This window comes from Pseudarthrobacter sp. O4 (assembly GCF_050157025.1).
Classification (GTDB): Bacteria; Actinomycetota; Actinomycetes; order Actinomycetales; family Micrococcaceae; genus Arthrobacter.
In genome coordinates, this window is the sequence record NZ_CP189591.1 from 86,780 (window position 1) to 112,555 (window position 25,776).

Annotated in this window: 27 protein-coding genes; 13 read left to right on the forward strand and 14 right to left on the reverse strand. The window is 65.7% G+C overall.

Annotated elements, in window-relative coordinates; genetic code table 11:
- Window positions 1-115 precede the first annotated feature (115 nt).
- Both ACQCSU_RS00385 and ACQCSU_RS00390 read left to right on the forward strand, forming a co-directional pair.
- Window positions 116-358 carry a muconolactone Delta-isomerase gene (locus tag ACQCSU_RS00385; protein ID WP_426979894.1) on the forward strand — a complete coding sequence of 81 codons (243 nt, stop codon included), beginning with the start codon at window positions 116-118 and terminating at the stop codon, window positions 356-358.
- Between the two features lie 444 nt (window positions 359-802).
- The gene (locus ACQCSU_RS00390) at window positions 803-1,351 is read left to right on the forward strand and encodes a DUF2306 domain-containing protein (RefSeq protein WP_426977581.1); all 549 of its coding nucleotides are present in this window, start codon (window positions 803-805) and stop codon (window positions 1,349-1,351) included.
- Window positions 1,352-1,711: 360 nt separating this feature from the next.
- On the opposite strand, the gene ACQCSU_RS00395 is transcribed toward ACQCSU_RS00390, so the two are convergent.
- Together ACQCSU_RS00395 and ACQCSU_RS00400 are read right to left on the reverse strand one after the other, a co-directional pair.
- Window positions 1,712-2,608, reverse strand: a complete 897-nt coding sequence (locus tag ACQCSU_RS00395; protein WP_426977582.1) for an MBL fold metallo-hydrolase — start codon at window positions 2,606-2,608, stop codon at window positions 1,712-1,714.
- 33 nt (window positions 2,609-2,641) lie between these two features.
- Window positions 2,642-3,043: a winged helix-turn-helix transcriptional regulator gene (locus ACQCSU_RS00400; protein ID WP_426977583.1), complete on the reverse strand. Its 402-nt coding sequence runs from the start codon at window positions 3,041-3,043 to the stop codon at window positions 2,642-2,644.
- 100 nt (window positions 3,044-3,143) lie between these two features.
- On the opposite strand from ACQCSU_RS00400, the gene ACQCSU_RS00405 reads away from it, so the two are divergent.
- Window positions 3,144-4,007 carry an SDR family oxidoreductase gene (locus ACQCSU_RS00405; protein ID WP_426977584.1) on the forward strand — a complete coding sequence of 288 codons (864 nt, stop codon included), beginning with the start codon at window positions 3,144-3,146 and terminating at the stop codon, window positions 4,005-4,007.
- A gap of 49 nt (window positions 4,008-4,056) precedes the next feature.
- On the opposite strand, the gene ACQCSU_RS00410 is transcribed toward ACQCSU_RS00405, so the two are convergent.
- The 7 genes from ACQCSU_RS00410 to ACQCSU_RS00440 form a co-directional block, all read right to left on the reverse strand.
- Window positions 4,057-4,629 (reverse strand): heme-degrading domain-containing protein, encoded by a 573-nt coding sequence (locus tag ACQCSU_RS00410; RefSeq protein WP_426977585.1) that lies wholly within the window; start codon window positions 4,627-4,629, stop codon window positions 4,057-4,059.
- 101 nt (window positions 4,630-4,730) lie between these two features.
- The gene (locus ACQCSU_RS00415) at window positions 4,731-5,135 is read right to left on the reverse strand and encodes a (R)-mandelonitrile lyase (RefSeq protein ID WP_426977586.1); all 405 of its coding nucleotides are present in this window, start codon (window positions 5,133-5,135) and stop codon (window positions 4,731-4,733) included.
- A 41-nt stretch (window positions 5,136-5,176) separates the two neighbouring features.
- Window positions 5,177-6,220: an NAD(P)-dependent alcohol dehydrogenase gene (locus ACQCSU_RS00420; protein ID WP_426977588.1), complete on the reverse strand. Its 1,044-nt coding sequence runs from the start codon at window positions 6,218-6,220 to the stop codon at window positions 5,177-5,179.
- Between the two features lie 63 nt (window positions 6,221-6,283).
- Complete coding sequence (locus ACQCSU_RS00425; protein WP_426977589.1) at window positions 6,284-6,439, reverse strand: hypothetical protein; 156 nt, start codon at window positions 6,437-6,439, stop codon at window positions 6,284-6,286.
- A 185-nt stretch (window positions 6,440-6,624) separates the two neighbouring features.
- Window positions 6,625-6,855 carry a hypothetical protein gene (locus ACQCSU_RS00430; protein WP_426977590.1) on the reverse strand — a complete coding sequence of 77 codons (231 nt, stop codon included), beginning with the start codon at window positions 6,853-6,855 and terminating at the stop codon, window positions 6,625-6,627.
- Window positions 6,856-6,879: 24 nt separating this feature from the next.
- Entirely contained in the window at window positions 6,880-7,176 is a 297-nt protein-coding gene (locus tag ACQCSU_RS00435) for a hypothetical protein (protein ID WP_426977592.1), read from the reverse strand.
- 1,094 nt (window positions 7,177-8,270) lie between these two features.
- Entirely contained in the window at window positions 8,271-9,281 is a 1,011-nt protein-coding gene (locus ACQCSU_RS00440) for a LacI family DNA-binding transcriptional regulator (protein ID WP_426977593.1), read from the reverse strand.
- Between the two features lie 254 nt (window positions 9,282-9,535).
- On the opposite strand from ACQCSU_RS00440, the gene ACQCSU_RS00445 reads away from it, so the two are divergent.
- The 10 genes from ACQCSU_RS00445 (at window position 9,536) to ACQCSU_RS00490 (ending at window position 21,474) form a co-directional block, all read left to right on the forward strand.
- Window positions 9,536-11,080, forward strand: coding sequence for a sugar ABC transporter ATP-binding protein (locus ACQCSU_RS00445; RefSeq protein ID WP_426977595.1), 1,545 nt, complete (start codon window positions 9,536-9,538; stop codon window positions 11,078-11,080).
- Window positions 11,077-12,126 carry an ABC transporter permease gene (locus tag ACQCSU_RS00450; protein WP_426977597.1) on the forward strand — a complete coding sequence of 350 codons (1,050 nt, stop codon included), beginning with the start codon at window positions 11,077-11,079 and terminating at the stop codon, window positions 12,124-12,126. Before ACQCSU_RS00445 ends, ACQCSU_RS00450 begins: the two co-directional genes overlap by 4 nt.
- A complete protein-coding gene (locus ACQCSU_RS00455; protein ID WP_426977598.1) occupies window positions 12,119-13,201 on the forward strand; it encodes an ABC transporter permease in 1,083 nt (360 codons plus the stop codon). Before ACQCSU_RS00450 ends, ACQCSU_RS00455 begins: the two co-directional genes overlap by 8 nt.
- A 71-nt stretch (window positions 13,202-13,272) precedes the next feature.
- Complete coding sequence (gene rhaS, locus ACQCSU_RS00460; protein WP_426977600.1) at window positions 13,273-14,334, forward strand: rhamnose ABC transporter substrate-binding protein; 1,062 nt, start codon at window positions 13,273-13,275, stop codon at window positions 14,332-14,334.
- A gap of 111 nt (window positions 14,335-14,445) precedes the next feature.
- Complete coding sequence (locus ACQCSU_RS00465; RefSeq protein ID WP_426977602.1) at window positions 14,446-15,894, forward strand: arabinose isomerase; 1,449 nt, start codon at window positions 14,446-14,448, stop codon at window positions 15,892-15,894.
- Complete coding sequence (locus ACQCSU_RS00470) at window positions 15,891-16,268, forward strand: L-rhamnose mutarotase (protein WP_426977604.1); 378 nt, start codon at window positions 15,891-15,893, stop codon at window positions 16,266-16,268. The genes ACQCSU_RS00465 and ACQCSU_RS00470 overlap by 4 nt, the downstream gene beginning before the upstream one ends.
- A gap of 1 nt (window position 16,269) precedes the next feature.
- Window positions 16,270-17,436: an L-rhamnose isomerase gene (rhaI, locus tag ACQCSU_RS00475; protein WP_426977605.1), complete on the forward strand. Its 1,167-nt coding sequence runs from the start codon at window positions 16,270-16,272 to the stop codon at window positions 17,434-17,436.
- A gap of 4 nt (window positions 17,437-17,440) precedes the next feature.
- Complete coding sequence (locus ACQCSU_RS00480) at window positions 17,441-19,477, forward strand: bifunctional aldolase/short-chain dehydrogenase (protein WP_426977607.1); 2,037 nt, start codon at window positions 17,441-17,443, stop codon at window positions 19,475-19,477.
- Complete coding sequence (locus ACQCSU_RS00485) at window positions 19,474-20,982, forward strand: rhamnulokinase (RefSeq protein ID WP_426977609.1); 1,509 nt, start codon at window positions 19,474-19,476, stop codon at window positions 20,980-20,982. The genes ACQCSU_RS00480 and ACQCSU_RS00485 overlap by 4 nt, the downstream gene beginning before the upstream one ends.
- A 99-nt stretch (window positions 20,983-21,081) precedes the next feature.
- Window positions 21,082-21,474: a nuclear transport factor 2 family protein gene (locus tag ACQCSU_RS00490; protein WP_426977610.1), complete on the forward strand. Its 393-nt coding sequence runs from the start codon at window positions 21,082-21,084 to the stop codon at window positions 21,472-21,474.
- An 8-nt stretch (window positions 21,475-21,482) separates the two neighbouring features.
- Here ACQCSU_RS00490 and ACQCSU_RS00495 read toward each other — a convergent pair whose 3' ends face one another.
- From ACQCSU_RS00495 to ACQCSU_RS00515, 5 genes are all read right to left on the reverse strand, one after another.
- A complete protein-coding gene (locus tag ACQCSU_RS00495; RefSeq protein ID WP_426977611.1) occupies window positions 21,483-21,785 on the reverse strand; it encodes a hypothetical protein in 303 nt (100 codons plus the stop codon).
- Window positions 21,786-21,870: 85 nt separating this feature from the next.
- Entirely contained in the window at window positions 21,871-22,785 is a 915-nt protein-coding gene (locus tag ACQCSU_RS00500) for an MFS transporter (RefSeq protein ID WP_426977613.1), read from the reverse strand.
- Window positions 22,786-22,819: 34 nt separating this feature from the next.
- Window positions 22,820-23,521, reverse strand: coding sequence for a FadR/GntR family transcriptional regulator (locus ACQCSU_RS00505; RefSeq protein WP_426977614.1), 702 nt, complete (start codon window positions 23,519-23,521; stop codon window positions 22,820-22,822).
- A 10-nt stretch (window positions 23,522-23,531) separates the two neighbouring features.
- Window positions 23,532-24,659: an L-talarate/galactarate dehydratase gene (locus ACQCSU_RS00510; RefSeq protein ID WP_426977616.1), complete on the reverse strand. Its 1,128-nt coding sequence runs from the start codon at window positions 24,657-24,659 to the stop codon at window positions 23,532-23,534.
- 93 nt (window positions 24,660-24,752) lie between these two features.
- Entirely contained in the window at window positions 24,753-25,673 is a 921-nt protein-coding gene (locus ACQCSU_RS00515; protein ID WP_426977618.1) for an AEC family transporter, read from the reverse strand.
- Between the last annotated feature and the right edge of the window lie 103 nt (window positions 25,674-25,776).

A 25,776-nucleotide genomic window follows, 5' to 3' on the forward strand; every position in this document is an offset into this window, starting at 1 on the left:
AAGCTGGCTGGCCCTGTACATACGCAGGGCCAGCCGCCTGGCTCCTGCCAACAAGAAAGTAAAAGGTACTCAAGTGCTCTTCGCTGTGAAAATGGATGTAAACATACCCGTGGAGATGGATCCACAGGTCAAAACCGACACCCTTGCGCGCGAGAAGGCCTACTCACAGGAGCTGCAACGCTCCGGCGTCTGGGTGCACATCTGGCGCTGCGTCGGCCAATACTCCAACCTGAGCATCTTCGACGCCAAGGACAACGAGCACCTGCATGAAATCCTCTGGCGGCTGCCGCTCTTCCCATACATGAAGATCGAGGTAACACCCCTGGCCATGCATCCCTCGGATATCGCCCTCGTCTAACGCCCCGGCTGCCGCCTCCGCCCGGTCATCGACCTTCGGGGCCGACGTGGCGGGGGCGAGTTCATCGGGGCATGTCAGCGGCGGGCGGGCTTCGGCGCTCGTCCCTTGACGCCCTTGAAACTACGGTCGGGGAAGCCCGTGAAGTGTGAGTCCCGCAGCAGCACGAGGCGAACGTGTGTCGATCAGCAGGAACATCGGGATGGCCCAGAGTGTTCAACAGAATGCGGCTTTCCCTAGCACCCTCCCATTGACAAGTGTACGCCGTACACCTACGGTTGGGCTCATAAGGTGTACGCCGTACATCACCGAAGCGGAGGGCCCGCCATGCCAACGGAATCCATCATCGTCCGCACGCCCGCAGGTCCTCGATCGAGGCGCCGGGCCCAGTGGCCGGTACCCACCGCGTTGATCCTCCTAAGCCTTATCCCGGTGATATTCGGGGCAATGCGTTTGACCGAGTTATCGGGCGGCGCCGCGATCACACCGCAGAACGCGCGGTTCTTCGCCTCTCCCGTCCCCGTGGTGACGCACATTGTCTGTGTCACCGTCTACAGCATGCTCGGGGCGTTCCAGTTCGTTCCCTCGCTTCGAGGCCGACGCGGCTGGCACCGCATCGCCGGAGGCATCCTCATCCCCGCCGGCCTGCTTGCCGCCCTCTCCGGCTTATGGATGGCGGTCTTCTACCCCCTCCCGGCCGGCGACGGCGTCATACTCCTGGTCCTGCGGCTGATCTTCGGTTCGGCAATGGTGGCGAGCATCGTTCTGGGGCTCGTTGCGATCCGGCGCCGGGACTTCGTGCGGCACAGCGCGTGGATGACCCGCGGCTATGCAATCGGCGTCGCGGCGGGGACGCAGGCCCTCGTGAGCATCCCCTGGCTGCTGCTTGTCGGCCCAACTGACGAGCTGACCCGGGCTGTCCTCCTGGGCACGGCCTGGTTGATCAATCTGGCAGTGGCCGAGTATGTCATCTACCGGCGCTCCCACCCGGCTTAGAGGGCGTCCCGCACCCGCGGTCTCCAACCGGGACTTCAGTCCGCGGTGCCCGGCGTCGGACATCGCGGGCCCTAAAACATTGGGGAAACGGATCAGGGGGCGAGCGGGGGATTCTTCCCTGAGTCAACGCGCCGCCCTTGAGTTCTTCGGCGACTGTTCATGGTTAGGGGCAGCCGAGAACCTGACCGCGGCTCTCCCCGGACACACGGCCGTCATTACTAACCGTGGTCATGGCGAAGGCCACGGGTCGCGCGGACTTTCAGGTAAACAAGGGAAAGCCTCCGCCCGCCGGAGGCGGCTGCGGGTGATCGACCGGAAACCGGCGCGGCACGAAATGCTGGACGCAACCAGCGGGATTGGCTATCGGCGACAGAGCCGGAACAGGAGGAGGCGGCCGAAGTGGACCGCAGATTCCAGCCGGCACGGACCGTTCCAGATGATGAAGTTGGAGAACCGGTGTGCGCCCGGCCGGTTGGCAACCGCGGCGGCCGCGTCCCTGATCGCGTGCAGATCCCGGACCGTCAGTGGCAGGGGAGCCTCGTCAGGGTGCCAGGTCGAGCCGAGCGGAAAGTCGCCGAACGGCTGGGTCGGCATTTCGATGTGTGCACCAAGGACAGCTTTCACCGGATGCTCCGCACTGAACGCGCAGAGGGTGTCGATGGAGGCCTCAAAGGACGGAAAGTCCCGGACATAGAGCCGGCCCGGGTAGACCGTGTCTCCGGTCAGTAGGGCTCCGGTTATCGGATCGTAGATGGTGACTGAGGAGGGATGGTGCCCCGGCGTCGGGATCACATCCAGTACGCGGCCGCCGAGGTCCAACTCCGCCGCCCCGTGCGGCCAGTCGTCCAGGCCGAAGAACCCGGCAACGTCCCCGACCGAATGGCCCACCACCCGGGTGCCAGGCCGATCAGCGAACTGCCCGTCCCCGGCGACATGATCACCGTGGGCGTGCGAGTGGGCGACGATGAGTTCGAAGGCCGCGTTGGGTTGGTCCAGAAGCCACGCCTCGATGAGCGCGTCGACTGTCTCCCGCAGCGGAAACGTCGTGGCGTCCGCCGTCGCACCGGTGTCCAGAAGCAAGGCACGGTCCTTGCCGAACAACAGGTAGAGGAACGGCGCTTCGTAATTGTCCGTGATGCTCTGCCGGAGAATGACGGTATCCGGCGCCGCCCTGTGGACCTGGATCGGGGAGGCGCCCCTGCCCCGGCGGGACCGGGCGCCGGCAAACCAGCGGACATCAAGGTCAAGATCAGTCACAACGCGATTCTCTCATTCGGAAGTGCTGCGGAATCATTCTCTGGGATCGGACTCTACGGGACGTCGGACAGTGACGATTTCGGTGGCGTGGTCGGCTATCCAAGTGACCAGCGGGAGCAGCAGGGCGACAAGTTCGTGGCCACGGCCGGTGAGGCTGTAGTCAACCCTGGGAGGGATGACGGGCTGGGCATCGCGGCGGATGAACCCGTCACCTTCCAGAGTCTTAAGGGTCTGGGCCAGCATCTTCTCGCTGATGCCCTCGGCCCGGCGGCGAAGCTCGCTCCAGCGGTGTGGGCCTTTCGACAGCGCCACCAGGATCAGCACGCCCCATTTGCTGGAAACGTGGTCAAGGACCGTCCGGCTGGGACAACCAGCGGGAAAGATCTCATCTAACCCCGGGCCAGCTGATGGGGTGGGCGCTGTACTTACTTTCATATCAGTACCTTACCTGAAAGTGCGTACTCTCTTTTGGGAAGCAAAGGGCTTGCGGTGCAGTTGCCATGGGTATCAGCCTCCCATCGGTGAAAGGACCACCATGACTATCGTTATCACCGGCGCCACCGGACAGCTCGGCCGCCTTATTGTTGAAGCACTCCTCGAGCGCAATGTTCCCGCGGACCAGCTCGTGGCCGCGGGCAGGAACATCGCCAAGCTCGCCGACCTCGCAGACCGCGGCGTCCAGGTCCGGCCGATCGATTTCGACCACCCGGCTTCCCTGCGCCAGGCGTTCGCCGGCGCGGACAAGGTACTGCTCGTTTCCGGCACCGCGGTCGGCCAGCGCGTTGAGCAGCACCGGAATGCGATCGAGGCCGCAAAGCAGGCCGGCGTGGGCCTGATCGCCTACACCAGCATCGCGAACGCCGACCGGGCCGGGATGAAGCTGGCAGCCGAGCATCAGGGCACGGAAATGGCCCTGCAGAATTCTGGTGTTCCGTTCACGTTGCTTCGCAACAGCTGGTACCTGGAGAACTACACCGGACAACTTGCCACCTACCTCCAGCACGGAGCCGTGCTCGGCAGCTCCGGGGACGGCCGGGTCAGTGCCGCTACCCGTGCCGACTACGCCCAGGCTGCCGCTGCTGTACTGCTGCTGGAGGACCAAGCCGGAAAGGTTTACGAGCTCGGAGGCGACCAGTCGTTCACCCTGACCGAGCTGGCCGCGGAAGTCAGTGCGGCCACCCAACGCCCAGTGCAGTACCAGGATCTGCCGGTGCAGCAGTACACGGAGGTGCTGGTAGGTGCCGGGCTGCCGGAGGCCTACGCAGCCATCCTGGCCGATAGCGACCTCGGCATCGGCCGCAGTGAGCTGCTGGTGACCAGTGGAGACCTCAGCAAGCTCATTGGCCGGCCAGCCACGACGGTGCGCGAAGCCGTGCGTGCGGCCGCCGCTGGGTGTTAAGTGTCCGGAGCGTCGGCCACTACGGAGGGAGCGGGATCCTGTTATCAGCTCACCGGTCAGGCTGGTGGTTGCGCTCGGTAGTGCGTCCGAATGAGGTCAGTGCCTCGACGACAAGATCGTGGTCCGCTTTCTGCGGCAGCCCGGAAACCGTAACTGTTGCCACGGGTCCTGTTCCCCTCACATAGAGGGGGAATGCTCCACCGTGTGCGGCATAGCGCGACTGATCGAACCAGCCGTTGTCCTCGATTCTCCCGCCGCCGAGTCGTCCTCGCAGGCCGACCAGAAGCGATGGCTCTGCGTACTGTTCCGCTGTTCGGCTTTTTCGTTCGACCCAGATCTCGTTGTCCGGGGTTGCTCCGGCCAGGGAAGCGTGGAAGAGAATGTGTGCACTTCTGCGGATGTCGATCGCTATCGCGAGGTTTCGTGCGGTGCCCAGCTCCACGAGGAGCAGTCCAAGGGCGAGCGCCTCGGTCTGGCTGAAGTTGCTGAACTGCAGGGTCGCCATTTCGTCTTCGATGCGGTCGATCAAGGACCTGAGGGAGGATTCCGGCTGTTCCGCGGGGGAGTCCGGATCGAATTCTGATTCCGGTCCGGACCTCGGCCCGGGCTGTTCCTGGATCATGAGTGGCGACTTTCATGTTGGTGGATGGGAGCGGTTGGGAACGGTACTGGGCATGCGGGGGTCCTCCTGCCGGAGGGACCCCCCGCTGCCCGCGGCGGGTGCTACTTCATGCCGTATTCCTCGTCGCTGACATGCTCGCCCCATTGGGTTTCCTGCCCCTGGCCCTCACCCAGGGCTTCCCACATCGCCAGGTGGGTCATGAAGTGATCCGGTGCGGCGCCGTGCCAGTGCCATTCACCTGGCGGGGTGTAGATGGTGTCGCCGGGCTTAATCACGACGACGTCGCCGCCGCGGGACTGGACCAGTCCGACGCCCTCGGTGACGTGCAGGGTCTGGCCGACAGCATGGGAGTGCCAGGCGGTGCGTGCGCACGGGGCGAAGTGCACCGCGTTGACGCGCATACGGGACGGTTCGGGCTGCGGAGCGGCAATGACGTCGAACCAGACATCGCCGGTGAACATTGCGGCCGGGCCGTTGACGCTCGGCTGCTTGGGCTCGATTTCCAATGTGTCTCCTTCTGGGTTGATATGCGGGCGGGTGTTTGCCGCTAGTTCAGCGTCGAGGCGTCGATCACGAAGCGGTACCGCACGTCGGAGGCTAGGACGCGTTCGTAGGCGTCGTTGATCTTGCTGGCCGGGATGACTTCGATTTCTGCGCCGAGGTGGTGTTCGGCGCAGAAATCGAGCATTTCCTGGGTTTCGCGGATGCCGCCGATCGCGGATCCGGCGAAGGACCGGCGGCCCATGATGAGGGAGAACACGTTCACCGGGAGGGGCTCCGCCGGCGCTCCCACGTTCACCAGGGCGCCGTCGAGGGTGAGCAGCTGCAGGTAGGAGCTGATGTCGATGGGGGCGCTGACGGTGTTCACGATGAGGTCGAAGGTTCCCGCGAGCGTCTCGAAGGTCCCGGCGTCGCTCGTGGCGTGGTAGTGGTCCGCGCCCAGGCGCAGTCCGTCTTCCTGCTTCTTCAGGGACTGGGACAGGACGGTGACCTCGGCGCCCATGGCGTGGGCGAGTTTGACGGCCATGTGCCCGAGGCCGCCGAGGCCGACGACGGCGACCTTCTTGCCGGGGCCGGCGCCCCAGTGGCGCAGCGGGGAGTAGGTGGTGATGCCCGCGCACAGCAGGGGTGCCGCGGCGTCGAGCTCGATTCCGTCGGGGATGGTGACCACGAAATCTTCGGTCACCACGGCGTGGGTGGAGTAGCCGCCCTGGGTGATCGTTCCGTCGCGGTCGACCGCCCCGTAGGTGCCGGTGTTCCCCGCGAGACAGTACTGTTCCTCGCCGGCCCGGCAGTTGGCGCATTCACGGCAGGAGTTGACCATGCAGCCGACGCCGACGCGGTCGCCGACCTTGTGCCTGGTGACCTTGGGGCCGACCTCGGTGATGATGCCGGCGATCTCGTGGCCGGGAACGAGCGGGTAGGACTGGGGACCCCAGTCGCCGCGGACGGTATGGATGTCCGAGTGGCAGATGCCGGCGAACTTGATCTCGATCAGGACGTCGCGCGGGCCGACGTCCCGGCGGTTGATGGTGGTCGGGACGAGGGGTCCGGTCGCGGAGGGGGCGGCGTAAGCGTTAACCGTAAACAATGATTCTCCAGTGTTGGTTGATTGGTTCATAGGTGATTCGGGGGCGCGGCTATTCCGGAAGGGTCAAGGGCGAACGAGGGCCTTGAGTGCCTCGCGGCTGGCCATGGCGCTGTAGCCAGCGCGCACGCCGTCGAGGTCGTGGCCCGCTTCCTTGATGGCCGCGCCGGGCACATCTTCCACGCGCACGTCTCCGGCGCCGTACATGACTGTCGCTCGCATGAGAATCCTTTGCATTGGTCTGAGTGGGAATCGGCGGACGTTGGTTCCAGCTGTAGTGGGCGGCCCGGGTGGCTTCCCATCCAGTAAACAGGCACAAGAGCGCGCGAGGGAGTCCCTGCTGATACGGGTACTGGCAGTACCCCCTCCCGAGCGGCAGCCGGTGTCCGCCCCGCCGTCGTGGCCGGTTACCCGGCTTTCGCGGGATGCTGCCGGGCAGGAATGATGAGCACGATGACGGGCAGGGCAGCCAGGGCGAGCATGACGCTGCCAACGGTGAACGCGGCCGGTATGCCCCGGGCCAGGGATGCGGCGGCCGTGGATGAAGAGCCGGCAGCGGCGGCGACGGCAACGAGGATGCCGAGGCCGAGGGAGCCGCCGAGCTGACGGGCGGCGTTCGGCGGGCTGAATCCTCTCACGTTCTGGAGGAACTGCCTGGTGCGCTAGGGCATGACTTTGTAGAGATCTATGACAGTCTCTTCGGGCGGAGAGGCGAAGCCGCCCTCGATGCCCTGCTGCATCCGGGGCACGAGGATCGTGTCGCGGAATTTCTCCCAGCTCTCCTTCGATTCATGGACGGCCATGATCGTCCATCCACCCGCGGACTCGCCGCCGGCGTGGAAGATCTGGCCCTCCGGCAGGAGCCCCTCGCCTGGATGGACGGCGGCAATTGACGCCTCGTACTGCTCCTTGGTGCCGCCAGGGAAGAAGTGCACAATTCCGTAGGCCGTGGTCTCCATAGCTGCTCCTAGGCTGGTGGTTGGACGCGACAAGGCAAGTCCTAGTCTCCGCCACCAAGGGTGTCAAGTGGCGGTGTAGTCTAACCGTTCCAGGACGGCGCTGCCTCGGCTGACCGATGCGCCGGTCACACGGTCGCGTCCGGCGAGGGGTTGATCGTCGCGCGGGCACTCCACAGAAAGTCAGGGACCCTGGTTGCCAGTATGGGGGCGGGATCAGTGCCGCCACCGGTGATGAGGGCGCCTTCGGGGCGTTTGGCGGTAAAAGACGTGAATTCGTTGCCCGGTGATATCCACCGACGTGGGGAGTTCGGAGGCGAAGTCCTCAGAATATGACGTGTCCGTGGCAGGGACTGCGTATGGGTCCTCATCGAACCGCGGCCAGCTATGCTCCCACGTGATGCCCGAGACAAACGTTTCCCGCCCCAGGACGTGGAAGCCGGGAACTACGCCGCGAGGGCGCATGCCCAGACAGACCCGCCCAGCCGCCGTCGCCGGTCTCAACGAGGTCGGCGTGGCCCACATTCTGAACTGGAGCAGCGGTGGCTGAAGGCCGGGCTATTCGGATGCGGCTCGAAGGGTCCGCCCGGCGTCCTGCTCCGACTGACGGAGACCGCATGGCCGCGTTCCGAATCGCCCGGTGTGAGGATGCGGCTCTCACCCGGAAGCCAGACGTGCAGGATGCCGTCGAAGACGTAGAGGGTCTTGTGTTCCACCGCGTGGCTGACAAACGGAGATTCCGCGCCCATACCGCCGGAAATGTAGGCGGCGCTGAAGATTCCAGCGGTGTCCGCCGCCCGCGCGATCACGGTGATCAGGTTGCCGTTGATCTCGTAGCGGGCACCCCCGCCCCGAGGCCATGTGGTAGGTGACCGCCTCGCCCGGCAGCGCATTCGCCACCGGGAGCTACTGCTTCTTTTCCTCAACACTGAGGGACATCGCTTCCTTCTTTCCTGTCAGTTCCATGTCTGGTCCACACAGGGTGCCGACTCAAGATTGCCGATGATTGCTGCGCAGCACGATGCCTGATTTCAATTGTTGAAACTAATCCGTGATCGATCAGGCGGGTGCCTCGCGGAGCCGGGACCGGCATCGCCTCAAGCAAGGGTGGATGCCCGGACTACCAGCTCCGGCGGGAACACCACCTGGCTGGGTTCAAACCCGGGCTCGGCGACGGCCTCCCGCAGCAGCAGCTCCAAAGCGGTGGAGCCAATCAGGGCGCTCGGCTGCCGGATGGACGAGAGCGGCACGACGGCGGCGGCCGCGAACTCGATGTCGTCGTAACCGATCAGGGCTATCTCCTCCGGAACGCGGACACCGCCCATGAGCATCAGGCCCTGGAGGACTCCTACGGCGAGGAGGTCGTTGGCCGCGAAGATCGCGTCCGGCCGGTCGGCCGCGGGCCGGTGGCGGATGGCCTCGCCCGCGGCCCGGCCCGAGAGCACCGTCAGCGATTCTGTTTCGACGACCTCCATGGTTGCGTCGCTGACCATTTCCATGGCTTTAAGTGCCCCGGACAGGCGGTCCGTCACCTGTCGGATGCTGACCGGTCCGCCGACGAACGCGATCCGCCGGCGGCCGAGGGAGAGCAGGTGTGCAACGGCCATTTCTCCACCGGCCAGATCATCCACAGCGACGGAGGAAAAGCTCAGGTTGTCAGTCTGGCGGTCCACGAGCACTGTGGGGATGCCCCTCCTCCGCATCTGTTCCAGCCGAGGGATCACGTTCCCCACGGGTGAGAGCAGGACTCCGCGGACGCGTTGCTGTTCAAAGAGATCCAGATAGGCAGATTCCCGTTCCACGTCCTCATTGCTGTTGCCCACCAGTACGGTGAAATGCTCCTGGGCGGCGCGGTCCTCGGCCCCCCTGGCCAGGTCCGTGAAGAAGGGGTTTGCGGCGTCGAGCACCACCAAGCCGATGCTGTGGCTCATCCCGGCCCGGAGCTGGCGGGCGGCGTCGTTTCGAACGAAGCCCAGTTTGTCGATGGCTGACTGGACCCGGACCATGACGTCGGCAGAGACCTTTTCCGGCCGGTTCAGGACGTTGGAGACCGTCCCGACGGAGACGCCGGCCAGTGCCGCGACGTCCTTGACGCTGGCTGAAACCATTTCGTGAGCTCCTGAAAGTGGACCCCGCCGCCGCGAAAGAGGGACGGGCGGGGCGGAAGTGCGCAAAATACTCTCTTCAGGATACCGTCCGAAGCCAGTTTTGAACCCTTTCAAATGAAACGAATCAAAATGATGCGATGCGGACGGTTGAGCCCTGTTGACGACACCGGTCCGAACCCCTATGATTCAAATCACAGCACGTTATGAAACGATTCATTGCGTTGTTCACTAAGCCCCAAAGGTGCGGTTAATCTATGCAGCAGACAAACAGTTCCCGATCCGGTCCCGCTGGGGATTCATCCGGGCCGGTCCTCTCCCTCTCCCACGCCGCCAAGACCTTCGGCCCCGTGGTCGCCCTGGCCGACGGGACCATTGAAATCCAGGCCGGCGAAGTCCACGCGCTGGTCGGGGAGAACGGCGCCGGGAAGTCCACCCTGGTCAAAATCCTGGCAGGCCTGCACCACCCGGACTCCGGGGACTTCCGGGTTGGCGGGGAGAGCGTCCAGTTCCGCAATGTCGGCGAGAGCAAGGCCGCCGGGATCTCCGTGATCTACCAGGAGCCCACGCTCTTTCCCGACCTCAGCGTCGCCGAGAACATTTTCATCGGCCGCCAGCCCAAGGGACGGTTTGGACTGATCAGCAAGGCCACCATGGTCAGGGAGGCGCACAAGCTGTTCGACCGGCTCGGTGTCCCCATCGACCCCACACGCATCGCCGAGGGCCTGTCCATCGCGGACCAGCAGATCATCGAAATTGCCAAGGCCATCTCGCTGGACGCGAAAGTCCTGGTCATGGACGAACCCACCGCCGCACTCAGCGGCGTGGAAGTGGAGCGGCTGTTTGCCGTAGCCCGCAGCCTCCGGGACAAGGGGACCGGGATCCTCTTCATCTCACACCGCTTCGACGAGGTTTTTGACTTGTGCGACCGGATCAGCGTCATGCGGGACGGCCGGTACATCTCCACCCACCGGACCGCAGACGTGACGGTGGAGCAGATCGTCCGGGAGATGGTTGGCCGCGACATCGGAGCCCTGTTCCCCAAGACAGCGGCGGAGATCGGGGATGTGGTCCTGAAGGTGGATAGGCTTAGCCGTGCCGGTGTCTTCCGGGACATCAGCTTCGAGGTCCGTGCAGGAGAGATCGTCGCGCTGGCCGGCCTCGTCGGAGCCGGGCGCACCGAGGTGGCGCGCGCCGTGTTCGGCATCGATCCCTACGACGCCGGCGAGATCAGCTTCGAGGGCCGGAAACTCAAGCCACGGGATCCGCAGGCGGCGATCACCGCTGGGATGGGCTTCGTTCCCGAGGACCGCCGCAAGCAGGGCCTCGTCATGAACCTGTCCGTGGCCCGGAACGTCACCCTCACCTTGCGCAACAAGTTTGCGACGGCGGGCCTGATCAACGGCGCAGCGGAGCGCCGTGCAGCGCAGGACTGGAGCAAGCGGCTCCAGGTCAAGACCGGCTCGCAGGAGCATGCCGTTTCCACGCTCTCCGGCGGAAACCAGCAAAAGGTAGTGCTTGCCAAATGGCTGGCCACCGACCCCCGGCTGCTCATCATCGACGAACCTACCCGCGGCATCGACGTCGGAACCAAGAGCGAAGTCCACCGGCTCATATCCGACCTCGCCGGCCGGGGCATCGCCATTCTGATGATCTCGTCCGAACTGCCGGAGGTCCTCGGCATGGCGGACCGGGTCCTGGTCATGCGTGAGGGCCGCATCACCGCGGAACTTGACCGGGCAGGCGCGACTCCCGAATCGGTCATGCACGCAGCAACGTCTTCAGCAGGAGGAACCCCGTGAGCTCAGCTCTGGACCATAAGAAAGCAACGACGACGGCGCCCGCCGCCGCCGGCGCGCGGGGCACCATGGCCTCGGTGCTGCGGCTGCGCGAACTGCCGGTGCTGATCGCGCTGGCGATCCTGGTGCTCGTCACCTACCTGATCAACCCGCTGTTCCTCACGCCCCAAGGTGTGAAGGACCTCCTCCTGAACGCCACCATCATCATGATCCTGGCAGCGGGGCAGACCCTGCTCATCATCACCCGGAACATCGACCTCTCCGTCGGCTCCATGCTGGGCCTGGTTGCCTTCGGCACCGGCTCCGTCTTCTCGGCCATGCCTGATCTGTCGATCGTCGCCGTCTTCGGCATCGGGACGGCCTTCGGGGCACTGCTGGGCGCCGTGAATGGCCTGCTGGTGACGGTGGCCAAGGTCCCCGCCCTCGTCATTAGCCTCGGCACCCTGTACGTGTTCCGCGGTCTGAACAACGCCTGGGCCGGCGGCAAGCAGTTCTTTGCCGGCGACCGGCCGGACGCCTTCGGCGCCCTCTCGGTGGACACCGTGCTCGGGTTCCCCATCATCACGCTCCTCGCCATCGTCGTCGTCATCGCCGTGGCGGTCTACATGGCCGGCACGCGTCCGGGCCGGGACCTGTACGCCATCGGCTCGGACCCGGATGCGGCTACCGCCTTCGGGATCAAGGTCTCCAAGCGGGTATTCCTGGCCTTCTTGGCCAACGGGGCGCTGGCCGGCCTGGCCGGCGTGCTGTACGCCAGCCGCTTCAACTCGGTCGGCGCCACCACGGGCACCGGCATGGAACTGACGGTAGTTGCCGCCGCCGTCGTCGGGGGCGTGGCCATCTTCGGCGGCAGCGGGTCCGTGGCGGGGGCCGCCCTCGGCGCCGTGCTCCTGACCACGATCACCAGCTCCCTGACCGCACTGCGGGTCGACAAGTTCTGGCAGCAGGCCATCGTCGGCGTGCTGATCCTCACCGCCATCATCATCGACCGCGTGGCCAGCCTGCGCACAGCCAAGAAACTGCGGATAAGCGAGGCTCGCAATGTCTGAGACCACATCGACCACCAGCGCGGCCCCGGCTCCCGTGGCTGACAGTACCAAGCCGCTGGCCAGCGAACCCAAGGGCCGGACAGGCGCCGCGCGGATCCTGACCGGCCGCGACGCCATCACCATCTACGCCCTGGCCGCGTTCCTGATCTACGCAGCTATCGCCATCCCGCGCTTCGCCTCACCGGTCACCACCGGATTCCTGCTCCTGGATGTGATCCCGGTCCTGCTGATAGCGATGCCCATGACGCTGATCATCATTACCGGCGAAATCGACCTTTCCGTCGCCAGCACCGCTGGCCTGACCAGCGCCCTGATGGGTGTCCTCTGGGCCGGCGGCATGGACATCTGGCTGGTGCTCGCCATCAGCCTGCTGGCCGGAATAGCGGCCGGAATGTTCAACGGTTTCCTGATCGCCGTCCTTGGCTTGCCGTCGCTGGCGGTCACCATCGGCACCCTGGCCTTGTTCCGGGGCCTGGCCCTCGTGATCATCGGAGACAACGCCGTGGCCAACTTCCCGAAGCCCCTCACGGCGTTCTTCACCTCCAAACTCGGCGGCACCGGCATCCCGACAGTCATGATCGGCGTCGTGCTGGTGATGATCTTCTTCGGGGTCCTGCTCCACTTCACGCCCTTCGGTCGCGGGCTCTTCGCGATGGGCTACAGCAAGGAAGCCGCCGGTTTTGTGGGCATCAACGTGGCCGGCAGCAAATTCTGGCTCTACGTAGCGTCCGGCGCCGTTTCGGCACTGGCGGGCATCTACTGGACGCTGCGCTACACCAGCGCGCGCAGCGACAACGCCTCCGGCCTGGAACTGGCCGTCATCGCCGCTGTGCTCCTTGGCGGCGTGTCGATCTTCGGCGGCAAGGGGTCTATCCCCGGTGTCATCGCCGGCGTTCTGCTGATCGGGACACTCAACTACGCCCTCCGGCTGGCCCGCGTGTCGGACGTTGTGCTGATCACCGTGACCGGGCTGCTCCTGATCCTCTCCGTGGTGGCCCCGAGCATCGGCTCGGCCATCAAACAATGGCGGCACACCCGGCGGGTCCGCCGAAGTTTCGCCCGCAAGACCCCCTAAAAACCTGCCCACCCGCAACCGTGCCCACCCGGGACCGGATTTACCTACCGATCGAGGAAAAGGGAAGAACAATGATGTTGAACCGCAAGAACACAGGCCGGACCGGCCGTTTGGCGACCTTGGCGGCCATTACCGCCGTGGCCGCGCTGGCGCTGACAGCCTGCAACAGCGGCTCGGGATCTGCCGGTGGCAGCAGCCCGGCAGCGGGCGGGGACCTGAAAATCACGTTCATCCCCAAGCAGCTGAACAACCCGTACACCGACGTTGTCCTGGGCGGCGGGAAGAAGGGCGCCACCGATGCGGGCTTCGCCTCCTCCCAGGTCGTCGGACCGCTCGAAGCGTCCGCGTCCAGCCAGGTGTCCTTCATCAATGCCGAGACGCAGGCCGGCACCAACGTCATTGTGATCGCGGCGAATGACCCGGACGCCGTCTGTACGGCCCTGGGGGAAGCCCGGACAGCCGGCGCCAAGATTGTCGCCTTCGACTCGGACGCCAACCCCGACTGCCGCGACGTGTTCATCAGCCAGGTGGTGGCCAAGGACGTGGCCCTGATCCAAACCAAACTGATTTCCGAGCAGATTGGCGGCAGCGGTGAAATCGCCATCCTGTCGGCTACTGCAAACGCCACGAATCAGAACGCGTGGATCAAGTTCATGGAGGAGGAGCTGGCATCCAACCCGGCGTACAAGGACATCAAACTCGTGGCCAAGGTCTACGGCGATGACAACGACACCAAGTCCTTCCAGGAGGCGCAGGGACTCATGCAGGCGCACCCGAACCTGAAGGGCATCATTTCCCCGACCACGGTCGGCATCGCGGCCACCGCCCGGTACCTCTCGACGTCCGCCTACAAGGGCAAGGTAGCCCTCACCGGACTGGGCCTGCCCAATGAAATGCGCCCGTTCGTCAAGGACGGAACCGTCAAGGAATTCGCACTGTGGGATCCCGCCCAGCTCGGCTATGTTGCGGCGTTCGCCGGCAAGGCTCTGCAGGACGGCAAGATGACCGGCGCCGAAGGAGACACCTTCACGGCCGGCGAACTCGGCGAACGCAAAGTCGAAAAAGGCGGACTCGTGATCGTCGGTCCGCCGACCGTCTTCAACACGGAGAACATCGACAAGTACAACTTCTAACCGAAACCAGGCAGCCGGGCGGGCCGCTGAAAGTCCGCCCGGCACCTCCACTCCTTCACTCCCCGCTTCAGAGACCAGAGTTCCCTTTTTCATGCCGGAAGGCCCCCTCACATGAACGCGAAACAATCGGCCGCCCGGCTGCTGCAGCCGCACCGGCGCCGCCCTACCCGCATCGGACTGGTCTCCGGCGGCCTGGGCGCCTACTGGCCGCAGTTCCCTGAACTGCTGCCGCAGCTGCAGGACTCCGTCCGGTACGTCACCGGCCGGTTCCAGGGGCTCGACGCCGACGTCATCGACACCGGCTTTATCTCCGACGCCGAGGAAGCGGCCGCGGCAGGCGAAAAACTGCGCGTGGCCGACTGCGACCTGATCGTCATCTTCCTGACGACGTACCTGACATCGTCCATGGTGCTGCCCATCGCCCAGCGCGCCAAGACCCCGGTCCTGGTGATCGACCTGCAGCCGACCGAGGCGATGGACCACACCAACTTCGACACCGGCAAGTGGCTGGCTTACTGCGGCCAATGCCCCGTACCGGAGGTCGCCAACGTCTTCCGCCGCGCCGGAATCGACTTCCGCTCCGTGTCCGGACACCTTAAGCAGGAATCCGCGTGGGAACGGATCACCCAGTGGGTCCACGCCGCCGGCGTCCGGGCCCGGCTGCGCAACGCCCGCCACGGGCTCATGGGCCACCTCTATCCCGGCATGCTGGATGTCGCCACTGACCTGACCACGGTCTCGACCACGTTCGGCTCCCATGTTGAGGTGCTGGAATTCGATGACCTGCGCGAACGCGTGAACGCAGTGACCGGGTCCGAGGTGGCCGAACGGCTTGACCTGGCCCGCGAACTGTTTGTGCTGGACGACTCCGTGAACGACGACGACTTCGCGTGGGGCGCAAAGGTCTCCGTCGGGCTGGACCGCCTGGTGGAGGACTTCGATCTCGATTCCGTGGCGTACTACCACCGAGGACTCGCCGGTGAACAGCACGAACGGCTCGGAGCCGGGATGATCCTGGGCTCCTCCATCCTCACGGCCCGGGGGATCCCGATGGCCGGGGAATTCGAACTGCGGACCTCCATCGCCATGCTGGCCTCGCAGGCCATCGGCGCCGGCGGGTCGTTCACCGAGATCCAGGCCCTGAACTTCTTCGACAACGTCGTCGAAATGGGCCACGACGGTCCGGCGCACCTGGCCGTCTCGGCGCAGGAACCCCTGCTGCGCGGGCTCGGAGTCTTCCACGGCAAACGCGGCTGGGGCGTCTCGGTGGAGTTCGATGTCCGGCAGGGGCCGGTCACCACGTTCGGCCTCGGCCAGGACCCGGACGGCAGCTACGTCTTCGTCACTTCCGAGGGCGCTGTGGTGCCCGGACCGCTCCTGGCGATCGGCAACACCACTTCCCGCGTGGACTTCGGCGGAGACCCGGGCGTCTGGGTGGACAAATGGAGCCAGACGGGCATCGGCCACCACTGGGCCCTGTGCATCGGCCACCGCGCCGCTGACATCAAAGCGGCAGCATCCCTGCTGGGCATCGAACACCGGCATGTGGTGCTGTCATGAGCACCCGGCGCGTCTGCTTCCAGCTCCAGGTGAAACCCGGCCTCATCCCGGAATACACCCGCCGGCACGCCGCCGTCTGGCCGGAGATGCTTCAGGCGTTGAAGTCCTCCGGCTGGTCCAACTACTCACTCTTCCTCCGCGCTGACGGCCTGCTGATCGGCTACTTCGAAACCGACAACCTGCCGGAAGCCCAGGCGCGGATGGCAGCCACGGACGTCAACGCCCGCTGGCAGAACGAAATGTCCGGCTTCTTCGAAGACCTCGACGGTGCCCCGGATACGGGCTTCCTCCAACTGACTGAAGTTTTCAACCTCGAGGACCAGCTGGCCGCCGCCGCGGCCGTCCTCACCCAGACCAACTCCAAAGGAGACTGACGTGTCCATCCCGACCGACGTTTTAACCACGCTCGAACATCAGAGCATCGAACTGCCTTCCTGGGCGTTCGGCAATTCCGGCACCCGCTTCAAGGTGTTCGCCACGCCGGGCACCCCGCGTACCATCGAGGAAAAACTCGCCGACGCCGCCAAGGTCAACGAACTGACCGGTCTGGCCCCTTCCGTGGCCCTGCACATCCCGTGGGACAAAGCCGATGACTACCAGGCACTGGCGGACTATGCGGCCGGGCTGGGCGTGAAACTCGGAACCATCAACAGCAATACCTTCCAGGACGATGACTACAAGTTCGGCAGCCTCACGCACAGCGACCCCGCCGTCCGCCAAAAGGCCGTGGACCACATGTATGAGTGCCTTGAAGTCATGAACATGACCGGCTCACAGGACCTGAAGATCTGGCTGGCTGACGGCACCAACTACCCGGGCCAGGGCAACATGCGTGCCCGCCAGGACTGGCTGGCGGAGTCTCTGCGCAAGGTCTACGACCGGCTCGGCGACGACCAGCGCCTGGTGCTCGAATACAAGTTCTTCGAACCGGCTTTTTACCACACAGACGTCCCGGACTGGGGCACCTCCTACGTGCACTGTGCGGCCCTGGGCGAGAAGGCCAAGGTCTGCCTGGACACCGGACACCACGCGCCCGGCACCAACATCGAGTTCATCGTTGCGCAGCTCCTGCGCCTCGGGAAGCTCGGCTCGTTCGACTTCAACTCCCGGTTCTACGCGGACGATGACCTGATTGTCGGCGCCGCGGACCCGTTCCAGTTGTTCCGGATCATGACCGAAGTGGTTCGGGGAGGCGGCCTGGAGCCGGCCGCCGGGGTGGCGTTCATGCTGGACCAGTGCCACAACATTGAGGGGAAGATCCCGGGCCAGATCCGCTCGGTGCTCAACGTCCAGGAAATGACGGCACGGGCGCTCCTCGTGGATACCGCGGCTTTGGACGCCGCGCAGAACGCCGGCGACGTTTTGGCAGCGAACGCGGTGCTGATGGACGCGTTCTATTCCGATGTCCGCCCCGGCCTGGCGGAATGGCGGGAATCCCGCGGACTGCCCGCGGATCCCATGGCCGCCTTCGCGGCCAGCGGATACCAGGAGAAAATCAATGCCGACCGCCAAGGCGGCCACCAGGCCGGATGGGGAGCCTAAGACCATGACAAACCCAACAGTTGAACAGCTCGTAGCCCGCTCCAACCGCCTCGGCGCGGACAAGCGGAACACCAACTACGCCGGCGGAAACACCTCCGCCAAAGGCACCGAACAAGATCCCGTCACGGGCGAGGACGTCCAGCTCCTGTGGGTCAAAGGCTCCGGGGGGGATCTCGGCACGCTGACCGAATCCGGGCTCGCGGTCCTCCGGCTGGACCGGCTGAACGCGCTGAAAAACGTCTACCCGGGCGTCGAGCGTGAAGACGAGATGGTGGCCGCCTTCGATTACTGCCTGCACGGGAAGGGCGGCGCCTCACCCTCGATCGACACCGCCTTGCACGGTCTGGTCGATGCAGCACACGTCGACCACCTGCACCCCGATTCCGGCATCGCGATCGCCACCGCCGCCGACGGTGAGGAACTGACGAGGAAGATTTTCGGCGGCAAGGTGGTCTGGGTCCCGTGGCGGCGCCCCGGCTTCCAGCTGGGCCTGGACATCGCCGCGATCAAGGACGCCAACCCGCACGCCATCGGCACTATCCTGGGCGGGCACGGCATCACCGCCTGGGGTGACACCAGTGAAGAAGCCGAGGCCAACTCGCTCTGGATCATCGAGGAAGCCGAGAAGTACATCGCCGAAAACGGCCGTCCGGAGCCTTTCGGCCCGAAGCTCCCGGGCTACGCCGCAATTCCGGAGGCAGAGCGGCTGGCGAAGGCCGCGGCCCTCGCCCCGGTGATCCGCGGTCTGGCGTCCTCGGACAAGCCGGTCGTCGGGCACTTTAGCGATGATGCCGTCGTCCTGGACTTCCTCGAAGGTGCCGAGCACCCGCGGCTCGGTGCGCTGGGCACGTCCTGTCCGGACCATTTCCTGCGCACCAAGGTCAAGCCTTTGGTCCTGGACCTGCCCGCGGACGCGTCCGTCGAGGACTCTATCACCCGGCTGAAGGAACTCCACGCCGCGTACCGGGAGGATTACCAGGCCTACTACGACCGCCACGCGGACGCGGACAGCCCGGCCCTGCGCGGCGCGGACCCGGCCATCATCCTCGTCCCGGGGGTGGGCATGTTCTCCTACGGCGCCACCAAGCAGACCGCCCGCGTAGCCGGGGAGTTCTACCTCAACGCCATCAACGTCATGCGCGGCGCCGAGGCCATCTCCAGCTACGCGCCGATCGAGGAATCCGAGAAATTCCGGATCGAATACTGGGCGCTCGAGGAAGCCAAGCTGGCCCGGCTGCCCAAGCCCAAGTCGCACGCCACCAGGATCGCCCTGGTGACCGGTGCCGCCTCCGGGATCGGCAAGGCCATTGCCACCCGGCTCGCCGCCGAAGGCGCCTGCGTTGTCATCGCAGACCTGAACCTCGGGAACGCCCAGGCCGTCGCCACTGAACTCGGCGGTAACGATGTCGCCCTCGGCGTCCAGGCCGACGTCACCGACGAGGCCCAGGTGCAGGCCGCCATCCAGGAAGCAGTGCTGGCTTTCGGCGGCCTGGACCTGGTGGTCAACAACGCCGGACTTTCCATCTCCAAACCGCTCCTGGAAACCACCGAGAAGGACTGGGACCTGCAGCACAACGTCATGGCCAAGGGCTCCTTCCTGGTCTCCAAGGCCGCCGCGAAGGTCATGATCGAACAGGAGATGGGCGGGGACATCGTGTACATCTCCTCCAAAAACTCCGTCTTCGCCGGACCGAACAACATCGCCTACTCCGCCACCAAGGCCGACCAGGCCCACCAGGTCCGGCTCCTCGCGGCCGAACTCGGCGAGTACGGCATCCGGGTCAACGGCATCAACCCCGACGGCGTGGTCCGCGGCTCCGGCATCTTCGCCGGCGGCTGGGGCGCCAAGCGCGCCGCCGTGTACGGCGTCGACGAGCAGGAGCTGGGCAAGTACTACGCCCAGCGCACCCTCCTCAAGCGCGAGGTCCTGCCGGAGAACGTGGCAAACGCCGCAGCCGTGCTCACCAGCGCCGAGCTCTCCCACACCACCGGCCTGCACATCCCCGTGGACGCCGGCGTCGCGGCGGCATTCCTGCGATGACCGGGGAAGCAGCATCGGCGCCTGCCGGGGATACGGCCGCCGCCAGTGTCTTCGCCGCGGTTGATATTGGCGCGTCCTCCGGCCGGGTCGTCCTCGGCAGGATGACCCGCCGCGGTGAGGGCGGCGTCGCCGGTGGTGTGGCGCTGGAGGTCATGCACCGCTTTCCGAACGGTGTGGTGGAGTCCGACGGCGGCCTGCGCTGGGACTTCGACGCCCTCTTCGCCGAAGTGCTCACCGGACTCGCGGCCGCCGCGGCGGCTGCCGCGAGTCGGGGCGAGCGGATCGAGAGCATCGGGATTGACACCTGGGCCGTGGACTACGGGCTCGTCGACGCCGCCGGGGAGCTGGCGGGACAGCCTTACAGTTACCGGGATGACCGCAGCCGGGCCGCGGTTTCCCGGGTTCACGCGCTGCTGGATCCCGCCAGGCTCTACGCCACCTCCGGGCTGCAGTTCCTGCAGTTCAACACGATCTACCAGCTCGCCAGCGAACGGGACCTGGACGGCCTCCAGGCACTCCTGATTCCCGATCTGATCGCGTTCTTCCTGACCGGACATCGCCGCACGGAGGCCACCAATGCCTCCACCACGGGGCTGTTCGACGCTGTGGCGGGGGAGTGGGCAACCGAGTTCCTGGCGGTCCTGGGCCTGCCCGACACGTTGTTTCCGCCGCTGGTGCAGCCGGGTGAGACCGTGGGCACTCTGCTCCCGGCCGTTGCGGATCGGACCGGGCTGCCGGAGGCTACGAAGGTGGTCGCCGTCGGCTCGCATGACACCGCCTCGGCCGTCGTCGCCGTCCCGGCGGACCAGGAAAACTTCGCCTACATCTCCTCGGGCACCTGGTCCCTCGTCGGCGTCGAACTGAACCATCCCGTTCTCACCGAAGCCAGCCGGCAGGCCAACTTCACCAACGAACGCGGCGTGGACTCGACCATCCGCTACCTTCGCAATGCGGGCGGGCTGTGGCTGCTCAGCGAATGTCAGCGCGCCTGGGCCGAGCAAGGGTGGACGGTCTCCTTGGCCGAGTTGCTCGACGCAGCCGAGGCCTTGCCGGGCGGCGGACCGCGAATCAACGCCGATGACCCATCGTTCACGGCACCCGGGAACATGCCCGAACGGATCCGCGCCGCCGTGGGCAACACAGGTGAACTCCTCCCTGCCCAGCCCGCCGCAGTGGTCCGGTGCATCCTCGACAGCCTCGCTGCCGGGTATGCCCGCACCCTCGCCGACGCGGAGCGGCTCGCGGACCGAAGCATCGACGTTGTCCATATTGTGGGCGGCGGCTCGCAGAATCGGCTCCTGTGCCAGCTCACGGCGGATGCCACGGGCAGGCGCATCGTGGCCGGCCCGGTGGAGGCCACGGCCCTGGGCAATGTCCTGGTCCAGGCCCGCGCAGCAGGCACCGTCACGGGAACCCTTGCGGACCTGCGCCGGAACCTGGCGGCGAGCCAGGCAACCCGCAGCTACGTACCCGGGGCGCGTGTTCCGGCGCAGCCGGCGGGTTGAAAGGGCAGGTACCCGCGACCCATCGACAAGCACATTGGCCAGGAATACCCTTAGTTCGTTTGAGACTGACCCGACATCGATGACGGAGAGGTGGCCCAAATGGCAACCGTGGAAAATGCTGAACTGGTCCGCAGGGGATATGAGGCGTTCAGTGCGGGTGATATGCCGACCCTTAGCGAAATAATCGCTGAGGACGCGGTCTGGCATGTCGCAGGAAACGGCGTGCTTTCAGGCAGGAAACAGGGGCGCGACGCCATCCTGGCGTACTTCGGTGAACTGGCTACGCGCTCGGAAGGCACCTTGAAGGTGACCGTGCAGGAGATCGTCGGCGGCGAAAACCACACCGTCGCCCTGCAGCACAACGATGGTGAGACTAACGGCAGGACCCTGGACACGGACGGCGCCATCGCCTTCCAGGTTCGCGACGGAAAGATCACCGAGGGCCGCGAGTTCTTTGCCGACACGGCGCAGGGCGACGCATTCTGGGGCTAGCCCGGCGGCTACTTTGACACGAGGAGTTCCGCGGCGGGCTCGACGGCGGCAGCCGCGGATTCGCGTTCGGTTCTGCGTTCCTTCAGGAAGTAGACGAGGCTGGCGGCAATGGTGGACGCCGCTGCAAGGGCGAAGAGCCCCGGGGTGACGCTTCCGGTTTGTTCCTTGATGAGGCCGAATCCGAACGGTGCCACGAAGCCGCCCAGGTTTCCCAGCGAGTTGATGATGGCGATGGCCGGGGCGAGGACCAAGGGGTGCAGGCCCGACTGGGGGAAGGACCAGAACAACGGGGATGCGCTCTTGAAACCCATGGCCGCGACGGCCAGGAAGACGAGGCAAGCACCGGCGAGGCGACGGCGGCCGCGAACGTGCCGGTGGCGGCGACCAGCAGCGCCACTACCAGCAGCGCTTCGACTTCGCCTTGTCCTGCCACTTGGCGGCAAACAGGAACCCGACGCTCAGATCGGTGGTGCCCGGAATCTGCTTGACGATGCTGGGCAGCCAGAAGGTGTTGGCGTAGATGGACAGCTGCACGGAGAAGTAGATGCCGCAGAGCAGCAGGATCTGCGGGTTCAGGAGCATTGTCCAGCGGTTGAGCTTTCCCTCGCTTTCCGTGGTGTGCTGGGCGTCCTCGGCCTCGATCGCCGCTCCCAGTGCGGACTTCTCCCGGCCGGTGAGCCACTTGGCGTCCTGGATCCTGGCATCGAGCAGGAAGAACACCGCGATGCCGACGGCGACGGACAGCAGTCCTTCAAAGCCGAAGAGCCACTGCCAGCCGCGGAGGCCCAGCACATCGTGGAGGCTGAGCAGCATTCCGGCGATTGGTCCGGAGAGGGCGGCGGCAATCGAAGAGCCGGCGATGAAGATCGCTGTGGCCCTGCCCCGCTGGCCGGCGGGCACCCAGCGGGCGAAGTAGAAGATGACGGCAGGGAAGAACCCGGCTTCCGCGGCGCCCAGCAGGAACCGCAGGACGTAGAACATGGTCTCGTTCTGCACGAACGCCATGAGGAAGGAGACGATGCCCCAGCTGCCCATGATGCGGGCCAGCCAGATCTTGGCGCCGAATTTCTCCATCATGACGTTGCTGGGAAGTTCGAAGATGGCGTAGGCGATGAAGAACAGTCCGGCACCAAATCCATAGGCTGCGGCGCCGATGCCCACATCCGCCTGCAGATGCTCCTGCGCGTAGCCGATATTGGACCGGTTCAGCTGGTTGCACACGAGCATGACCAGCATGATGGGCAGCACTCGCTTGAAGAATTTCATGGTAGCAAGAGCCACGTCCGTGACGGCGGTGTCTACAGACTGCATGGGAAAACCCTTTGGATAGGGAAGGCAGGAAGGACTACCGCGATGTCGCCGGGCTGCGCAGCCGGCGTCGCGAGTTTGCGAGGTGGCAGCGCATGGCGGCCGACGACGTCGACTCGTCGCCGTCCGCGATGGCGGCGTAGACGGATGCGTGCTCGAGGGCGACCTGCTCGAAATGCTCCCGCGCCTCGTGCTCTCCGCCGGTCATGAGGCGGGTGCGGGGCATCGCGATCATCGTCTGGCCCAGCGACGCCAGGCAGTCTGAAAAGAAAGGGTTTCCCGAGGCCGCGGCGATGGCCCGGTGAAACTCGAAGTCCGCCCTCATGGCGTGGGCCGGGTGTTCCCCGCTGGACGTGAAATCGTCGAGCGCTTTCTTGACCGCATGCAACTGCCGTTCCGAGCGGTTCCGGGCGGCCAGGGCCGCGGCCTCGGACTCCACCCCGATGCGGAACTCGAGCAGCTGGACACGGTCTTCCATGTTGGCCACCGGCCGGCTGCCGGGCATCGTCCGGCTGCCGTCCGGGGCAGGGGTCAGCGCGAAGCTGCCCCGCCCCCGTTCGGTTTCCACGAGGCCCTCGGCCTGCAGATGCGTGAGCGCCGCCCGGACCACGGTCCGGCTGACGCCGAACTCGCTGATCAGGGTGTTTTCACTGGGGAGCTTGGCTCCCGGCTGGATGACGCCGTCGACGATGCGCATGCGAAGATCGGCGGCGAGGTCCGCGGTCAGGTTCCGGCTCATGGGTTCAAGGTTACTGGCCGAACTCCACGGACTCCGTCGTCCACGCGCGTGCCTGCTCGCTGAGGGTGATGCCCAGGCCGGGGCGGTCCGGGACAAGCATGCGGCCGTTCTTGGTTTCGAGGCGTTCGTTGAAGAGCGGGTCCAGCCAGTCGAAGTGCTCAACCCACGGTTCGCGCGGGTAGGCGGCGGCTAGGTGGAGGTGGATCTCCATGGCGAAGTGCGGGGCGAGGCCCAGGCCGCGTTCATCCGCCAGCGCGGCCAGGCGAAGGAACGCGGTGATGCCGCCGACGCGGGGCGCGTCCGGCTGGATGATGTCGCAGCCGTTGGCGTTGATCAGGCCCTTGTGCTCCGCCACGGAAGCCAGCATCTCACCGGTGGCAATCGGGGTGTCCAGGACCTGGGCCAGGTGGGCGTGGCCCTCGAAGTCGTAGGCGTCGAGCGGCTCCTCGATCCAGATGAGATTGAATTCCTCCAGCCGGCGGCCCATCCGGAGGGCGGTGGCGCGGTCCCACTGCTGGTTCGCATCGACCATGAGGGGCACGTCCCAGCCGATATGCTCGCGGATGCCGGCAACGCGGCGCAGGTCCTCGGCCGTGTCCGGCAGGCCCACCTTGATCTTGATGCCGCCGATTCCTTCATCCAGGAGGACAGTGGCGCGGGCCTTGACCTCGTCCAGCGAGGCGTTCAGGAAGCCGCCGGACGTGTTGTAGGTCTGCACGGAGTCCCGGTAGGAGCCCAGGAACTTGGCAAGGGGGAGGCCTGCGCGCTTGGCCTTGAGGTCGTAGAGTGCGATGTCGATCGCGGCGAGGGCCTGGGTGGCCACTCCCGAGCGTCCGACGGAGGCCCCGGCCCACAGCAGCTTGGTATAGAGCCTGCCGATGTCGTTGGGGTCCTCACCGATGATCCCTTCCGCCACTTCCTTGGCGTGGGCGTACTGGGCCGGGCCGCCGGCACGCTTGGAGTAGCTGAAGCCGATGCCGCTGTGGCCCTGTTCGGTGGTGATTTCTGCGAAGAGGAAGACCACCTCGGTCATGGGCTTCTGGCGTCCGGTGAACACTTTCGCGTCGCTGATCGGGACGGCGAGCGGAAGCCTGGCCGTGGACAGCTTTACGTGGCGGATCAGATCAACGCTGGTCATGGTTCTCCCTGAAGGTGACGGCGGGGCAACACCGCCCGGCACACTTAGGCTACAAGTTTTAAACTTGTATAACAAGTAAATCCCGGAAGAACCTCAGGAGAGCAGCCAGGCGACGGCCAGGAGCGCACCGACGCTGAGAATAGTGGTGCAGAGGATCACGTCGCGGGCCACGGTCACACCGCGGCCGTAAGGGGAGGCGAAGAGGAACACGTTCTGGGCCGTGGGCAGGGCTCCCATGATCACGCTGGCGAGGAGGTGCTGGCCCTCGAGGCCGAAGACGAAGCGGCCCAGGACCCACACGACGAGGGGCATTCCGGAAATTTTCAGCACGGTGGCCACGAACGTTTCGGTTCTTCCGTCGCCTTTTTGCAGGGGCGCCTTGCCCGCGAGCGAGAGTCCGAAGGCCAGCAGGACCATGGGCACTGCTCCGCCGGCGAGCATGTCGATCGGTTTCTGGAGCAGGTCCGGGACTGTCCAGCCGGTCAGCGCGACGGCGGCGCCCAGCCCGGAGGCGATGATCATCGGATTGGCGAACGGCTGGACCAGCAGCTTCTTCCAGGAAACCCTGGACCCTGACGCGAGTCCCAGGACGGTGAGGTAGAACGGGGCCAGCACGAGGATCTGGACCAACAGCACGGGAGCCACGTGCTGGGCCGTCCCGACGGCGTAGAGGGAGACGGGGATGCCGATGTTATTGGCGTTGGCGTAGCTGCTGGCCATCGCGCCCACGGCCGTCTCGGCGACGGGCCGGCGGAAGAACAGGAAGCTGAGCAGGCAGTACAGAAGCCCCACTGCCGCGGCTGAAAGCAGCGCCAGCGGCGTATCCGTGCCGAGGGCGGCCCGGATGTCACTCCCCGCCACGACCGTAAACAGCAGTGCCGGGTTGGTGACGTAGAACGCGGTGCGGGTCAGGGCGCCCTGGACCTCCGGTCCCAGGATCCGAAGCCGGGCGGCGACATAGCCGACGGCGATGACGGCGGAGACAATGAGTATTCCGGAGACAACGCCGACCAAGATTCGCCCTTCAATTCATGAGTCTGCCGCCAGTTGGCCGGGTGGGATTCCGCACGGCCGTCTCCTGGTTGCGGTAGGAGGGCCTGCCAGGCTGAAGTCTGGG

What these genes read in the sequence shown, in the direction of transcription:
- ACQCSU_RS00495 (WP_426977611.1), bottom strand. Translation starts at nt 21,785, where the DNA reads ATGGGTTTCAAGAGCGCATCCCCGTTGTTCTGGTCCTTCCCCCAGTCG.
- ACQCSU_RS00435 (WP_426977592.1), bottom strand. Translation starts at nt 7,176, where the DNA reads ATGGAGACCACGGCCTACGGAATTGTGCACTTCTTCCCTGGCGGCACC.
- ACQCSU_RS00390 (WP_426977581.1), top strand. Translation starts at nt 803, where the DNA reads ATGCGTTTGACCGAGTTATCGGGCGGCGCCGCGATCACACCGCAGAAC.
- ACQCSU_RS00385 (WP_426979894.1), top strand. Translation starts at nt 116, where the DNA reads ATGGATCCACAGGTCAAAACCGACACCCTTGCGCGCGAGAAGGCCTAC.
- ACQCSU_RS00455 (WP_426977598.1), top strand. Translation starts at nt 12,119, where the DNA reads ATGTCTGAGACCACATCGACCACCAGCGCGGCCCCGGCTCCCGTGGCT.
- ACQCSU_RS00500 (WP_426977613.1), bottom strand. Translation starts at nt 22,785, where the DNA reads ATGCAGTCTGTAGACACCGCCGTCACGGACGTGGCTCTTGCTACCATG.
- ACQCSU_RS00400 (WP_426977583.1), bottom strand. Translation starts at nt 3,043, where the DNA reads ATGAAAGTAAGTACAGCGCCCACCCCATCAGCTGGCCCGGGGTTAGAT.
- ACQCSU_RS00445 (WP_426977595.1), top strand. Translation starts at nt 9,536, where the DNA reads ATGCAGCAGACAAACAGTTCCCGATCCGGTCCCGCTGGGGATTCATCC.
- ACQCSU_RS00425 (WP_426977589.1), bottom strand. Translation starts at nt 6,439, where the DNA reads ATGCGAGCGACAGTCATGTACGGCGCCGGAGACGTGCGCGTGGAAGAT.
- ACQCSU_RS00405 (WP_426977584.1), top strand. Translation starts at nt 3,144, where the DNA reads ATGACTATCGTTATCACCGGCGCCACCGGACAGCTCGGCCGCCTTATT.
- ACQCSU_RS00410 (WP_426977585.1), bottom strand. Translation starts at nt 4,629, where the DNA reads ATGATCCAGGAACAGCCCGGGCCGAGGTCCGGACCGGAATCAGAATTC.
- rhaS (WP_426977600.1), top strand. Translation starts at nt 13,273, where the DNA reads ATGATGTTGAACCGCAAGAACACAGGCCGGACCGGCCGTTTGGCGACC.
- ACQCSU_RS00505 (WP_426977614.1), bottom strand. Translation starts at nt 23,521, where the DNA reads ATGAGCCGGAACCTGACCGCGGACCTCGCCGCCGATCTTCGCATGCGC.
- ACQCSU_RS00470 (WP_426977604.1), top strand. Translation starts at nt 15,891, where the DNA reads ATGAGCACCCGGCGCGTCTGCTTCCAGCTCCAGGTGAAACCCGGCCTC.
- ACQCSU_RS00480 (WP_426977607.1), top strand. Translation starts at nt 17,441, where the DNA reads ATGACAAACCCAACAGTTGAACAGCTCGTAGCCCGCTCCAACCGCCTC.
- ACQCSU_RS00490 (WP_426977610.1), top strand. Translation starts at nt 21,082, where the DNA reads ATGGCAACCGTGGAAAATGCTGAACTGGTCCGCAGGGGATATGAGGCG.
- ACQCSU_RS00465 (WP_426977602.1), top strand. Translation starts at nt 14,446, where the DNA reads ATGAACGCGAAACAATCGGCCGCCCGGCTGCTGCAGCCGCACCGGCGC.
- ACQCSU_RS00440 (WP_426977593.1), bottom strand. Translation starts at nt 9,281, where the DNA reads ATGGTTTCAGCCAGCGTCAAGGACGTCGCGGCACTGGCCGGCGTCTCC.
- ACQCSU_RS00485 (WP_426977609.1), top strand. Translation starts at nt 19,474, where the DNA reads ATGACCGGGGAAGCAGCATCGGCGCCTGCCGGGGATACGGCCGCCGCC.
- ACQCSU_RS00510 (WP_426977616.1), bottom strand. Translation starts at nt 24,659, where the DNA reads ATGACCAGCGTTGATCTGATCCGCCACGTAAAGCTGTCCACGGCCAGG.